This is a genomic window from Ornatilinea apprima, from assembly GCF_001306115.1.
GTDB lineage: Bacteria > Chloroflexota > Anaerolineae > Anaerolineales > Anaerolineaceae > Ornatilinea > Ornatilinea apprima.
Genome location: NZ_LGCL01000021.1, coordinates 113182 through 128451, shown reverse-complemented (window position 1 = coordinate 128451; position 15270 = coordinate 113182). Strand labels below are relative to the sequence as shown.

Sequence of the window (15270 nt, the reverse complement as noted above, 5' to 3'; positions counted from 1 at the left end):
TTGTTTTTCTTTTGTCAATCTATTTAACACAAAGGGATTGTTAAAGATTTCAAATAAATTCGTCGCCTTGCACGCAGCACCGTCTGCTTGCATGTATAATGAGAGGCATGATGGATGGAAACAATTCAACCCTGACCTGGTCTGCGTCTCAATGGAGGCTGATCCTATCTCCCCCGGCTGCCGGCGCATGGAACATGGCCGTGGATGAAGCCATTCTCGATCATGTCGGAGCGGGCCTCAGTCTTCCGACTTTACGACTCTATACCTGGCAGCCTGGCTGCCTTTCGCTCGGATTTTCGCAGCCTGTGTCTCACGCCAACCAACAGGCACTTCAACAGCATGGTTGGCATCTGGTGCGCCGCCCAACCGGTGGGCAGGCAGTGCTGCACATCGACGAATTGACCTACGCGGTGATCGCGCCCCTGGATGAACCGCGTGTTAAAGGCAGCGTGTTAACCGCTTATCGCAATCTCTCGTTGGGTTTGCTAGCCGCCCTGCGGATACTGGGACTACAACCCACCGCCGATTCAGTTTACGTACAAGAGCAGGAAAATTCGAGAGACCCGGCTTGTTTTCAAAACCCATCCAATTATGAGATCACGGTCAAGGGGTATAAACTGGTCGGCAGTGCGCAAGCGCGCCGCGCAGACGGCGTTCTCCAGCACGGCTCAATCCCCATTTTTGGCGAGATAACCCGCGTATTATTTTGCCTATCCCGCGTTCAGAACCTATCCACTGCTCAAGAGCAATTGCGCCGGCATGCGGCCAACCTGGAATCGATCCTTGGAAAAGCGCCCGACCTGACGGCAGTGCAAGCCGCCCTGGTAGAAGGTTTCGCCTCTGCGCTAAACCTGAACTTTACCCCTCCGCAAACCCTTACCAGACGTGAAGAAATCCGCGCCGAAGAATTAGCGCGCACAAAATATCAATCTGACCGATGGACAGCCCGCGTATAAAAAAGCTGCCCCACCAACCGATTTGAACATGCCCAATGATTGAAAAACGAACTCAAAAAACCTCTTTCTTGCTAATCTTCGCCCTTTTCCTGGTGCTGCTATCCGCTTGCGGTACACCGCAGGAAACACCCGTGGCGACCTGCCAGCCCACGGAAGCGCCAACCAGCACACCCACGCGCACCCCCTGGCCTTCCCCCACACCAACCCCCACATCAACGCCCACTCCCCGCCCGCCCGGCGCGGAAGACATGCCATTCAAAATGGGTGTTGTTCTTTCTCCAATCGACCAAAACGCATTAACCGCCTCTGGCGTTCTCTCACAATACCTCTTTGAGCAAACTGGTCTGGCATTCCAGGTGGAATATTACGAGCGCTACGAAGACCTTCTCCACGACCTGGGTGATTACAGTTTGCATGCTGCCTGGCTGCCGCCCCTCACCTACGTCTATGCGCAACAAGAAGAGTTAGCCGAAGTCAACTTGCTGGTTAATAACTACGGTACGTATGCCATCGGTGTCCAATTCCTGGCCCCAAAATCGTCCGGGGTCCAGGTCAGCTTCAACGCTGAGAAGAATATCAACACAGCCAACGCGGCAACCGCCTTGCGGCAGTTTCAAGGGAAAACACCTTGCTGGGTCAGCCGCACCTCGGCTTCAGGCTATGTGGTTCCCGCGGCGATCCTGGAGCAAAACTCCATCCCGGTTCAGCCTGGCGCCATGCTGCAAAGTCATTCAGCCGTGATTCGCGCCCTTTACGCAGGTGGAATCTGCGATTTTGGCGCCACGTTTTCCATCTCCGGCGACCCGCGTACCGCGCCAGACCTGCTGGCTGAACATCCCGACATTCTGGAAGAAATACCGATCATCTGGAGAAGCGACCCCATCATCCCCAATCTCAACCTGTCGTACCATCCCTATATTCAGGATGACCTACGATCCATGATCAATGTGGCGCTGTTCAATTTCATCTCAAGCCCCGAAGGCCAGCAAACCCTCACAAACACGCTGCAATACAATGTTCAAGATCTCAAATGGGTGGAAGATGACCTCTACCAACCTTTAACAGAGCTGCTTGAAATTCTTGGAGATGACATCGCGAGTTTCATCGGTGGATAGCATCCGTCCGCTTTCAATGTTAAAATGGTCTGCATGGTGAAAAAAATGCTCTGGAATATTGTAAAAATCGGTGTTCTACTCGTAATCTCTGTGGCAGCTCTTTTTGGCGTCACCCGCCTGATTGTGATTGCCGCGACCAGCGCATCCATTAAGAGTCAGACATCCAACCTCTCACCCGCTCCTGTAGCCATCGTTTTTGGAGCAGGCCTGACGCGAGATGGACTGCCCACCCCCGTGCTCAGGGACCGCGTAAAGGCCGCTGCAGATTTATATTTTGAAGGCAAAGTACAAAAATTGTTAATGAGCGGGGATAACCGCTTTGAAAATTACAATGAGCCGCAAGCCATGTGGGAATACGCCATCCAATTGGGCGTTCCGCCCGAAGACATTGTGCAGGATTTTGCCGGCCGCCGTACTTACGATACCTGTTACCGCGCCCGGCATATCTTCGGGGTCAAGAACGCCATCCTGGTAACCCAGCAATTCCACCTGCCCAGGGCTCTGTACCTATGCAAAAACATGGGGATTCAATCAACCGGCTACGCCTCGGACCTGCGCAATTATTCGCGCACTTCACGCGCCATCTGGTCTATCCGCGAAATTCCAGCAACAGCAACCGCCATTTTCGATGTCTGGATTCGCAAACCCATCCCTGTATTAGGCCCGCAGGAAAAGATTAGTGATTAACCAGCACGGCATGTTAATTGCATTAATGCACTAAAAGTCAATGAGGTAGAGAATGCAGCCAAACCCAGTTTACACACGCGACGCAGCTTTACAAATCGTCCAAGAGTATATTCAAAGCCACAACCTAATCAACCACATGCTTTCCGTGGAAGCAGCCATGCGCTTTTACGCGCGATATTTTCACGAAGATGAAGACCTTTGGGGGATAACCGGACTTCTGCATGACTTTGACTGGGAGAAATATCCCACCCTCGACCAGCATGGCGTGGCCGGCGCGCCCATTTTACGTGAGCGCGGCGTGCCAGAGGTAATTGTTCAAGCCATCCTCAGCCATGTTGATTCATCTGGAGTAGCGCGCGAAACAACTTTGCAAAAAGCCCTTTTTGCCTGCGATGAAATCACCGGGCTGATCACTGCTGTCGCTCTGGTGCGGCCTTCCCGCTCACTGATGGACCTGACTAGCAAGTCGGTAAAAAAGAAATGGAAAGACAAAGCGTTTGCGGCAGGCGCAAACCGCGACGAAATTGAGCATGCCACGCAAGAGCTAGGCATTGATCTTTGGCAGCATGTTGATAATGTCATTCTGGCCATGCGCGAGATTGCCAGCCAGTTAGGCCTGGCCGGAGAGACCACCCCTTCAGTTGAATGAAAGCAGGAATGCAATGACTCTTCAAGGCAAAAGCATGATGATCTGGAAAGTCTCGCGCTGTGAAGGCGGCAACCCGCAAGCCATCGCCAGCGCGGCTCAAGCAGCCGGTTTATCCTGTGTTCTGCTGAAGATCGCCGATGGACCAAAACCATACAACATAGATGGCACGCCAGCGCGCGATCAACTGCCGGCGCTGGTAGAAGCCTTACGCGCCAAAGGACTGCAGGTTTGGGGCTGGCATTATGTATATGGGTACAACCCGCAGGCAGAAGCCCAGGCAGCCATTCAGCGCATGCGAGAGCTGGAACTGGACGGATATGTGATCAACGCCGAGGCCGAGTACAAACAAACCGGCAAAAAGCAAGCCGCCAAGACCTTCATGGATCTGGTGCGCCCGGCGCTGGCGAACACGCCCATCGCGCTCACGTCCTATCGCTGGCCGTCCTACCACCCCCAACTGCCCTGGCGGGAGTTCCTGGAAAAATGCGACCTGAACATGCCGCAAGTCTATTGGCAGTCTGCCCACAACCCCGACTCCCAACTGCGCCGCACGCTGCGCGAATTTCAAGCTTTGGTGCCCTACCGGCCGATCATCCCAATCGGCCCCATGTACAAATATGGCAGTTGGGAACCCACTCCCGCTGACATCAGCGAGTTTATGGAGACTGCCGAGGCATTGAATCTGGCCGGAGTTTGCTTTTTTGAATGGTATTATGCGCGCACCATCCTCTCTCCGCTCTGGAACACCCTTTCTGCTTACACCTGGTCGCCTTCGCTGCAACCCATCGACTTTCCAGCCCAGTTGATCCAGGCATACAACCAGCAGGATTACACCCGCCTGTATCATCTCTACCACCCGGATGCCGTTCACATCAGCCCGGATCAGACCGTTCAGGGGCACGAAGGGATTTTGCGCTGGTATCACTCCTTCTTTGTCGACCAGTTTCCATCCGGGAAATTCACTCTGACCGGCGCCAGCGGCAACAACACTAACCGCACCTTTACCTGGTCCGCTCAAGGCGCCAAGGGAAGCATCATGGACGGCAACGACACCTTGGGGATTTTGCAAAACCGCATCTCATACCATTATTCCTATTATTCCATCCGCAAACCAAAATAAGAAAAGGCCTCACCTATTGGGTGGAAGGCCTTATCCCAGTCTGCTCCGGGGTGCAGCTTACTTGGCGGCAGGCTTGCGTGGTTTTTTCACAGTGTCGCCGGCCGGTTGGTTTTCTTTTACCTTTTTCGGTGTTTCACTGCTGTGGCTGGTTTTCGGCTGGGTCACGCTCTTCTTTGCGGCCGGCTTCTTCGCCGTTGTATCCGCGGGCGCTTTCCCGGCGGGTTTGGCAGCCGGCTTGCGGGATGCCTTCTTCTCTGGTGGGGCCGCTGGCTTTTTTGCTGTTGCGGTACTTTTCGCGGCGCGCGGTTTTGCCGGTTTCTTCGCCGCTATTTTCTTTACCGCACCGGAATCATCCAAATCCGCTTCTCCCTCCTGTCGGATCTCCTCACGTTCCACAAACTCCCAATATTTTGAGGCGTCCACCAGTTCCGTCACACCAATGGTTTCATCACCTTCCTTAACCGGAACTGCCGCCTGACCATTGCGTCCGCGCTTATTCAAAGGCACCTGGTCGACACGAATTAACCGCGACGCCGCCTTCTCAAAATGTGCCATGCCTTGCTGCGTGGTCTTCCCCTTCAGCAGCCCAATCAAGACCTGTCCTTTGGTCAACTTACAAGCGATAACCCCTTGCCCATAGCGGCCCTGAACAGGAAACTCGCTCAATGGATAGCGCCACCCAACACCGCTGTTCGCCAGGACCAGAATCTCGTCATCCGCATTCAGCGCGCACGCGCCAACCAGGAAATCTTCGTCTTTCAACTTCATACCGTTAACGCCGGCGGCCATCAGGCCCATTGCGCGAACTTCTTTCTCCGCAAAACGAATGGCCATACCTTGCGCGGTAAGCAAAAACAGGTCCTGGTCGCCTTTGGAGAGAAATGCCCAGCGCAATGTGTCATCATCGTTCACCCTGGCCAGGGCGAATGCTTGCGTGGAAGGGCCGGGCAGATCAGCGACAAAGGATTTTTTCACCATTCCCATCTCACTGACCGTAACCACATAATGAGCGTTGATCGCCTCGCTGCGCTGAGGAACATTGAATATGCAGGCTATGCGCGTATCTGTGGATAAGCCGGACACTTTATGAAGAGGCTGCCCATCGGTGAATTTTTCCGTTTCGGGGAGCGCATCCACAGAAACCGCAGCAGCCAGCCCATCTTCGCAAACCAGATAAAGCGTATCGTGTGTTGTGGTTTTGACCACCCACTGTGGCGCGTCGCGGCCGCTCACCCGGCTCAAATTCTCATTCTGTGTGCGAGATATTTTCCCATCTGGGGTTACCCCCACCCAAACCTCTCGCGGCGGGGTCAAATCGGTAACCGTCAGCAGTTCCCGCATCGATTCACCTTCACGCAGCGAGACGATTTGCGTCCGCCGGCGGTCATCGTATTTCTCGCGCATCTCCAGCAGTTCCTTTTCCACCAGATCACGCATTTTCTGCGGCGAGCGCAGGAGCAGTTCCAGTTCTTTGATCAATTTTTGCAGGTCTTTATACTCCTGCTCAATTTTCTTTCGCTCCAGCGCAGCCAGCCGTTTCAGAGGCATATCCAAAATGGCTTGGGTTTGCTCATCGCTAAGTTTGAACTGCTTTTTGAGCCGCTCGTGAGCCGTCTCTGTATCTGGTGATTTGCGAATGATCTGAATAACCTCATCCAGGTGATTGATCGCCGTCAGCAAGCCTTCCAAAATATGCGCGCGGCTCTTTGCTTTCTTCAGGTCAAACTCAGAGCGCCGGCGCGTTACTTCCAGACGGTGGTCTAAATAAACCATCAAAGCCTGTTTCAACGTCAGCAAACGCGGCTGCTCATCCACCAACGCAAGCAAATGAATGCCAAAAGTGTTCTGAAGCGGTGTTCGCTGGTAAAGCTTGCGCAGCACATCATCCGTATCGGCCGTTTTAGACAACTCCAGCACAATTCGCATACCCTGCCGGTCAGACTCGTCGCGCAAATCCGCGATTCCTTCAATACCGCCTTCACGGGCCAATTCCGCGATCCGCTCGATTAAATTGGTTTTATTGGTGTTATAGGGCAGCTCGCTGATGATGATCCGGCTGCGGCCGCGGCCCATATCCTCTGCATGCACACGCCCGCGCACTGTTACTTTGCCTTTGCCAGTTGCGTATGCCGACAGAAGGTCATTTTGCCCACCACCTTGCAGGATTATCCCGCCCGTGGGAAAATCGGGACCTTTGACATACTGCATTAAATCGGTAATATCGATATCATCCAGCCGGTTCCACCCCCGCAGCAGATACACAAGCGCGTCGACTACTTCGCCCAAATTATGTGGCGGGATATTGGTTGCCATCCCAACCGCAATTCCGCTCGAGCCGTTCACCAATAAATTGGGCACAGCCGCCGGTAAAACCACCGGCTCATTAAGTGTGTCATCAAAATTACCAATAAAGTTCACCGTGTCGCGGTCAATCTGCCCTAAGATCTCCATCGCGAAGTTTTGCAGGCGCGCTTCCGTATAGCGCATGGCAGCGGGCGGGTCGCCATCAATGCTGCCAAAGTTACCCTGCCCATCCACCAACGGATAGCGAATGGTGAAATCTTGCGCCAGCCGCGCCATGGCTTCATATACCGCCATATCGCCGTGAGGATGGTATTTACCCAAGACTTCACCCACAATGCGCGCGGATTTTTTGAAGGCGCTGTTCGGGCGCAGTCCCATATCGTACATGGCATACAGAATTCGGCGCTGAACTGGTTTCAAGCCATCTCTCGCGTCGGGCAGCGCGCGAGCCACGATCACACTCATCGCATAATCCATATAGGACTGCTGCATCTCTTCATCAATGTCAACCTTACGGATCAGGCCAATTTCCATCTTGTGCTCCCATTTTTTCTGGTTAACCTTCTTCAATCTTACGAAGGTTTTTCTAACGCGTCAACCCAATAAAAAATCCCCGAAGGGTAGTCCCTCGGGGATGATTGTTCCTACCGTGGGAGAGGGTTTACTCTTCCACTTCCGCAGCGTCGCCGGATTCCATTGCCTCGGCTTGCGCCATCACTTCGGCCAGCTTTTCAAAGCGGCCCGGCACAAACCCCGTACCAGCTGGGATGAGTTTACCGATAATCACGTTTTCCTTCAGGCCAAACAGCGGGTCTTCCGTAGAAGCAATCGCCGCGCCAGCCAGTACTTTGATGGTGTGCTGGAAAGATGAAGCCGAGAGGAAAGAATCGGTGCTCAAAGAGGCTTTCGTTACACCCAGCAGAATTTCCACATACTTGGCAGGCTGTTTTCCTTCTGCTTTCAGCCTTTCATTTTCGCGCTTCAGCACCAGCCGGTCAATCAGGTCCATCGGCAGATAATTCGTGTCACCCGGGCGCAGCACCTGTGCCTTGCTCAGCATTTTACGAATGATCACTTCAAAGTGCTTATCGTGAATATTTTGACCCTGAGCGCGATAAACTTTCTGAATCTCAGACAGCAGGTACATCTCACAGTCTTCACGCCCGCGGATCTTCAGGATGGTATGCGGATTCAGCGAACCTTCGGTTAACTGCTCGCCCGCTTCAACGTTCTGGTTGTCTTTGATCAACAAGCGCGCAGTGGAAGGAATTTCATATTCCTGCGATTCGCGATATTCGTAAGACACGATTACCTTTGAGTCTTCCACACGCACACGCCCAGCATGTTGGGCCACAATGTTGGCTTCACCTTGCGTGGCAATGGGTTCACCCATCGAGATTTCTCCGCCGTCTTTGACGACCACATCCCATCCCTCAGGGATCTCGTACTCATCCGGGATCATTTCACTGTAGTCCACGCGAACCACACGCTGGTCAGAGTAGCGGTCCGATTGGATAATCTTGGCCACGCCAGCGATACTGGTGATCACAGCTTCACCCTTCGGTTGGCGGCGGGCTTCAAACAACTCTTCAACGCGGGGCAGACCTGTGGTAATGTCGCCGCCGGCTGCCACACCACCGGTATGGAATGTGCGAAGTGTGAGCTGCGTGCCTGGCTCGCCAATAGACTGGGCGGCAACCACACCCACTGCTGAACCAAAATCCACTTTCTTGCCGCGGCCCAGGTCTGCGCCATAGCATTTCGCGCAGATGCCGTGCGTAGATTCACAAGTCAGGGGCGAACGCACCTTCACCGCGTCAATCGATGAGTCCATGATCTTGCGTACCAGGCTGATATCCAACAAATCATCGGTGTCAGCCAGCACTTCACCCGTATCCGGGTCAATCACCCGCGCCGCCGGATAGCGACCGAGGAGGCGGGTCTTCATCGCCTGGCGGCCAAAGCGAGTATCCTCACGGTGGATCCAGATACCTTCTTCGGTGCCACAGTCGTCTTCGTTGACAATCACATCCTGAGCAATGTCAACCAGACGGCGGGTCAGATAACCGGCGTTCGCCGTGCGCAGCGCGGTGTCAGCCAGACCTTTGCGCGCGCCGTGCGTGGAAATGAAGTATTCCAACGCGTTCAAGCCTTCGCGGAAGTTCGACTGAATCGGCAGACTGATGATACGCCCAGCTGGGTCGGCCATCAAACCGCGCATACCAGCCAGCTGTGAAATGGGGCCAAAGCCGCCTTTCGTCGCGCCGGAATTGGCCATCGTTGCCAGGTTGCCGTTGGGGTCCATGCGCTCCCGCACTTTATTACCCACCTCTTTGGTAGTGCGCTGCCAGATTTCAATCACCCGGTCATCGCGCTCTTGCTCTGTCAGCAAGCCACGGCGCCAATCACGAGTAACGGACTCAACTTCACGCGTCGAGTTGGCAATGATCTCGGTTTTTTCTTCTGGAATGGTGATGTCGGCCACCGCGATGGTCGCGCCCGATTTCATCGCGTACTCGAAGCCAATATCCTTCACCGAGTCAGATACTTCGGTCGTTACTTCAGGGCCGCAAATCTCATAGACTTCGGCGATCAGGTCTTTCACGCCGCCTTTGTCCAGCACTTCATTCATGAATTGCACATTTTCCGGCAAAATGCGGTTGAAAATGACCCGCCCTACAGTCGTATCAATCAATCCAGTTTTCGGTTCGCTTAACCGGGTGTTATCTTCGGCATACCAGGTTTCGGCGAATAATTTGATGCGGGCATGAATATCCAGCTGGCCCAGGTTGTAGGCAAGCTCTACCTCATCCATATCCGCAAAGACGCGCCCATCACCCTTATGCGGGCGGTCATTCATCATGGTCAGATAGTACACACCCAACACCATGTCTTTGGATGGGCTGATAATCGGTTCGCCATCCGCCGGTTTCAAGAGGTTTTTGGATGCCAGCATCAAGTTGCGTGCTTCAAACACGGCCTTCTCTGAGAGCGGCACGTGAACAGCCATCTGGTCGCCGTCAAAGTCGGCGTTAAAAGCAGTCGTTACCAGCGGATGTAATTGAATGGCGCTTCCTTCGATTAATACCGGCTCAAAGGCCTGAATACCCAGGCGGTGCAGAGTTGGTGCGCGGTTCAGCAAAACCGGGCGGTCTTGGATTACTTCTTCCAAAACTTCCCAAACCTCAGGGCGATTGCGCTCAATGAAGCGCCGCGCACCTTTAACATTGGCAGCGTAATTGTGTTCCACTAGGCGGGCAATCACAAACGGGCGGTACAGCTCCAGCGCCATGGTCTTGGGCAGACCGCACTGGTAAAGCTTCAATTGCGGTCCAACAACAATCACCGAGCGGCCGGAATAGTCCACGCGCTTACCCAGCAGGTTGCGGCGGAAGCGGCCTTTCTTACCCTTCAGCATGTCGCTCAAAGATTTCAGCTCGCGGCGGCCACGGCGTGAGAGCGCTTTTCCGCGTTGAGAATTGTCAATCAAAGAGTCTACCGCCTCTTGCAACATGCGTTTCTCGTTACGCACAATCACGTCCGGCGCGCCTAGTTCCAACAGGCGTTTGAGACGATTATTGCGGTTGATCACGCGGCGGTAAAGATCGTTCAAATCGGAAGTGGCAAAGCGTCCACCGTCCAGCTGGACCATCGGCCGCAAATCTGGCGGGATGACCGGCAAAACAGTCAAAATCATCCATTCGGGGCGGTTGGCCGAGCGGCGGAAAGCCTCCAACACTTTCAAGCGCGTGGTGGCTTTCTTGCGTTTCTGCTTGCTCTTGGTGGTGCGAACCTCATTCCAAAGCTCTTCAGAGAGTTTGTCCAAATCCAATCGGCGCAGAATATCGTAGAAGGCCTCGGCACCCATATCGGCGCGGAAGACCTGTCCCCAGCGTTGCTTCAGCTCGCGGTAGCGGGTTTCGCTCAAGAAGGTAAACACGCGCAGATCATGCAGCTCATCGCGCAGGCGCGAAGTCTGATTCTGCGAGGCAGAAGTCTGATCTTCCAATTGGTTGCGCAACTGCTCCATTTGCTCGTCAGCCTCAGCGCGGAGCTGCGCCTTTTTCATTTCCAGCGACTCAAGATCGCGCTGGAGTTGGTTTTTGAACTCTTGCTCAAGTTCTTCCAGACGCTGTTTCACAATCCGCTGCACATGGCTCAACGTCTGGCTGGTGATGGCTTCACCTTTTTGAGCGATGACTTCATTGGCCGCGTTGAAAACCACCTGGCGGGGTGCGTTGGAATTCATCAAGTCTTGCAGCTCGCGCTCCAGCCGCTGGCCTTCTTGCATCACCGGCTCTAATTGAGAAGCAATCTGCTCATCAGCGCGAGCTTGTAAGTCTTGCTTTTGGCGCTGAATCTCTTCCACCTTTTGATCGCGATCTTTTTTGATCTGCAGGATCAGCAAGTTGCTTTTCTGCGCAACTTCACGCTCAGAGACGCTGATGTCATCTTCAAGGCGTTTTAAGGCTTTCTGGCGGGCGTCTTCATCGACGTAGGTAACAACATATTGAGCAAAATACAACACGCGGTCGAGGTTTCTGCGGGAAATATCCAGCAGCAGGCCCAAATAAGAAGGAATCCTGCGCGTATACCAGATATGCGCAACCGGAGTCGCCAGGTCAATATGCCCCATGCGCTCGCGGCGAACTGCCGAACGGGTTACTTCCACACCGCATTTATCGCAGACGATCCCCTTGTAACGCGGATTTTTGTATTTTCCGCAATAACACTGCCAATCGCGAGTGGGACCAAAGATTGCCTCGCAAAAGAGACCGTCCTTTTCAGGCCGTAACCTTCGATAATTGATCGTCTCGGGCTTTAATACTTCGCCATAAGACCAGCTCTTAATAGTGTCTGGGGATGCAAGGCTGATACGCAACGCCACTAAACCTTTAGTTTCCACCTAAGCGCCTCCTGAAAAGTAAAAGAAAACACGTTGAAATCACTGTGTTCTGGGTGAATATAACTCAAATCAGCGTATGAGATACTCTTCTCAAACGCTCAACGAGAACCATTGTTGATAAACCGGAATTCGCATGCAAATGGATATTATAACACGGATTTTTTAGATTTCAATAACAATTGGAAAGTCAGTTTTCACTTAATGCGGCAACTTTCTCTTGTGCCAACGGAATTTCCAGGTAGAAAGTGCTCCCCTTGCCGAGGAAGCTCTCTACCCAGACCCGCCCCCCGTGCCGCTCGGCAATCGATTTTACAATTGCCAGGCCAAGTCCGCTCCCACGCTGCTGGTACGATTCGCGCCGGTTACTGCGGTAGAACTTCTCAAACATATGCGGCAGGTCAAGCGGCGCAATACCGATGCCCGTATCTGCCACAGAAAAAACCACACCTTTCCCCCCTTTAGTCAATCCCACGTTGACCTTGCCATTCATCGGTGTGTATTTAATGGCATTTTCTACCAGGTTATATAAGCTCTGCACCAGCAAATCCGAATCCACTTCCAGCATAATGGGGTCGCCTTCCGGGTGTTCACTGGAAAATTCAATTTTCTTTTGGGCGGCCTGCGGTTTAAGAGACGCCATCACCGTTTCAATAATTAATTGAGCGGGAACTTTCGACAATTTCAGGTTAATTCCTGCCTCAATACGGCTCAAATCCAACAAATTACTGACCAGTTTCGACATACCCTCAACGCTGGAGTTGATTTTCGCCACATAAGATTTCTGCTGGTCATTCAGCTCACCCACCATTTGCAGCATGGTCGCGTAACCGCGCATTAAGGTCAGCGGAGAACGCAGATCATGGCTGACGGTCGCCACAAGTTCGGTCTTGAGTGTGTCCAGCTCTTTGAAATGGGTAATATCCTGAAGGATGCAAATCTTGCCCATCAGTCGCTGGTCATTGATTACACCCGACACACTGGCTTGGTAAACCCGGCCATTCTCCAAGCCGATCTCTCGGGATAAGAATTTATCAGCTTCGCTGTTTTGAATCAAGTCGATCAGCGTGGTAGAAAGCAGCACTTGGGATAAAGGCGTGCCGGGGTTGGTTTCCGCCAACAAGCCCTTGACATTAATCGCCGCCGGATTACTCAAAACCAGGCATAAATTGCGATCAAACATCAGCACAGGCTCTGGGGTTGAATCCAGCACTGCCTCCAGCCGGCGTCTTTCAAGGTCGGTTTTCGCGTAAAGGCTGGCATTGATGGCAGCAAAAGTGGCCTGTCCGGCCAGGGTTTTTAAGAATTGAATTTGTTCCGCTGTAATGTTTTCTGGCTGTTCGTAGCCAATCCATAACGCGCCAATATAGCGGTTTTCATGTTTCAAAGCCACCGCAGCCAGCGCCCCTGGAATGTGCTGCCCAACCGAGCGCAATATGCGCAGGCGGTTGGAATTGGGAATGGAAAGTGATGATTGCTCGCGCATAAACTCAAATACCTGGCGGTCCAAACTGGCAAAATCTTCAGCCGACCGGCCAATGCCTTGAGTGTATAATGCCTGGTGCTGCGATTCATCTTCCGTGTCTTTTACCAGAATCACCCGCGCCGAAGAGGCGCCATAAACCGCCGCCGCTTCCAATACCGGCAGCATGGCGTCCTCAATTTTCAGACTGGAGCCGGCTTCCTGGCTTACCTTCAAGAGCCGGTTCAACTCAAATAGGCGCGCCCTCAAGCTGACCCGCATTTTCTCAAATGAGCGCTGCAGGCGACCAATCTCATCCTCGCTGTCTAGTTTCAGGGGTTTATCCAACTGTCCTTGGGCAATCAGGGTCGTCTCATTTGCCAGGCTCTGAAGTGATTTGGCCACCGAATTAATCCCTAACTGCAGGGTTATCAACAGCACAGCCAATAGCAGAAATAGAATTCCTAATAACGGCAGGGAAAGTTGAAGCGCCAGGCGTTGGACCTGTTCTGCCGGAACCTTCACCAGCACCGTCCACGGCTGCCCAACCAGCGGCTGTATATATACCAATTGCCGGGTCCCGGTCGGAGATGTATCATCAAAAGACTGAGGTTCAACCGCCGTCTTTCCCAGGTAACTGGTCATAACCAGGCTGGAAAGCGGGTGGTATAAAATTCGATTGTTCTCATCCAGAATAATGCCTTCCCCGCCGGTTTCATTTATCTCGGTTAACGCCTTGAGCGAAGGCAGGGTAAAGGGATTGTTATTAAAATCAGTTCGCCCCAACAGAACACCCATGGGTTGGTTCTTTTCATCCGTAATACGGGCGATAAACGACACCTGCGCGGTTTTCTGCCCTTCCAGTGGCGCCACCGTATAGATCTGCACCGGCACACCTCTCAGCGACAGACGAAGACCCGCGTTCTCTTCCATGCTGATTCTCAACTGTCCGTAATCGCTAATGGGATAGCCGCTAACCGGCTCGCCGTTCTCATCAAACAAATAGAGCTGCGTAAAGAAAAACGTCTCTTGCAAACGTTGTTGAAAAGTCACTTGCACATCCGCGGATTCCAGTTCCGCCAATTCTGGGGCAGCAAGTTTTGTGATCAGATTTTGCCCAGACTCGAGAAAGTAAGGCAAGCTTTCTGCGGCAATTCGGGCTGAATTGGCCAGCTGGTCATTGATGAGCTGCCGCGCCGTAAGCCCGGCCACCACCCAATCACCCACCAACAGAGCCACCACAAGAATGACAATCACGGGCAGCGAACGCGCGAAGAAGCGCGAATGTAAGTTGGTCTCCTCCGGTGAAGGAACGAAAGGTCCCCGGCCGCCCCATCCTTTCAGACGAGCCAGGTGAAAGGCCTCCCCTATCAGGCTGGCAATCAACAACTGCCCCCCCTGCGAGATCAATAATGGCCACACATGAGTTACCGCGAAATCGATTCTTAATGCCAGCCCACCCTTGCTGCCCAGAAACGAGGTAAGTAAGAAAAACGGAACAGCCGCGACGCTGACTAAAGCCGCGCCCAATACCGGATGTCGCATCAGGCGATAGAAGGAAGTGCGGAACCGTTGTCGAATGACCAGGCTGAAGAAAAAAGCCAGCGCGGCTGTTTCCAGAGGGGTAAAGAGGCTGTGCGTTTCCCAAACCATCATCACCAGCCCGCTGGCAAACCCCACCAGAGTGCCCGCGATCGGGCCAACCAGGCCGGCAGCCAACACCCATGGCACCGCCGCGAAAAACATTAACGCCGGAGAGAAGTATTCAACCGGCGTGATTGGAATTGGAAGCGTTTGGTCATCAGGTAATCGGATTCCCAGAAAGAGCGAACAAAGCGGAACCAAAACCATCAACAGAATGATCAACCCAACTTTCGGTTGCGCCGTTTCAGTCCGGTTTTGCCAGGTTTTCACCAGCCCGTAAGTCAACCCGGCCAAAAGCAAAAACCACCCCACCCAGCCAACAAGCTGATAAGGCAATTCAAAATAGGTTTTCTGGCCAAGCAAAGTAATGACAATTTCCATAGGTTATCTAAAAAAGATTATAGCATCAAGGCTCCTCAATAGAATACCG

8 protein-coding genes are annotated in these 15270 nt (G+C 53.1%); 5 read left to right on the top strand and 3 right to left on the bottom strand.

Going from position 1 to position 15270, the window contains the following annotated elements:
* Nucleotides 1-110: 110 nt before the first annotated feature.
* Genes ADN00_RS08510 through ADN00_RS08485 form a run of 5 tightly spaced genes read left to right on the top strand, consistent with a single transcriptional unit; the run spans nucleotide 111 to nucleotide 4527 of the window.
* Nucleotides 111-956 (top strand): lipoate--protein ligase family protein, encoded by an 846-nt coding sequence (locus tag ADN00_RS08510; RefSeq protein ID WP_075062541.1) that lies wholly within the window; start codon nucleotides 111-113, stop codon nucleotides 954-956.
* A gap of 35 nt (nucleotides 957-991) precedes the next feature.
* Nucleotides 992-2071 (top strand): phosphate/phosphite/phosphonate ABC transporter substrate-binding protein, encoded by a 1080-nt coding sequence (locus ADN00_RS08500; protein ID WP_152966298.1) that lies wholly within the window; start codon nucleotides 992-994, stop codon nucleotides 2069-2071.
* Between the two features lie 45 nt (nucleotides 2072-2116).
* Nucleotides 2117-2758, top strand: a complete 642-nt coding sequence (locus ADN00_RS08495) for a SanA/YdcF family protein (protein ID WP_152966297.1) — start codon at nucleotides 2117-2119, stop codon at nucleotides 2756-2758.
* 52 nt (nucleotides 2759-2810) lie between these two features.
* The gene (locus ADN00_RS08490; RefSeq protein WP_075062538.1) at nucleotides 2811-3407 is read left to right on the top strand and encodes an HDIG domain-containing metalloprotein; all 597 of its coding nucleotides are present in this window, start codon (nucleotides 2811-2813) and stop codon (nucleotides 3405-3407) included.
* Between the two features lie 13 nt (nucleotides 3408-3420).
* Nucleotides 3421-4527, top strand: a complete 1107-nt coding sequence (locus tag ADN00_RS08485; RefSeq protein ID WP_075062537.1) for a nuclear transport factor 2 family protein — start codon at nucleotides 3421-3423, stop codon at nucleotides 4525-4527.
* Between the two features lie 57 nt (nucleotides 4528-4584).
* Here the strand turns inward: ADN00_RS08485 and gyrA are convergent, their stop codons facing one another.
* From gyrA to ADN00_RS08470, 3 genes are all read right to left on the bottom strand, one after another.
* Nucleotides 4585-7365, bottom strand: a complete 2781-nt coding sequence (gyrA, locus tag ADN00_RS08480; protein WP_075062536.1) for a DNA topoisomerase (ATP-hydrolyzing) subunit A — start codon at nucleotides 7363-7365, stop codon at nucleotides 4585-4587.
* 127 nt (nucleotides 7366-7492) lie between these two features.
* The gene (gene rpoC, locus ADN00_RS08475; RefSeq protein WP_075062535.1) at nucleotides 7493-11737 is read right to left on the bottom strand and encodes a DNA-directed RNA polymerase subunit beta'; all 4245 of its coding nucleotides are present in this window, start codon (nucleotides 11735-11737) and stop codon (nucleotides 7493-7495) included.
* 187 nt (nucleotides 11738-11924) lie between these two features.
* Entirely contained in the window at nucleotides 11925-15221 is a 3297-nt protein-coding gene (locus ADN00_RS08470) for an ATP-binding protein (RefSeq protein WP_075062534.1), read from the bottom strand.
* Between the last annotated feature and the right edge of the window lie 49 nt (nucleotides 15222-15270).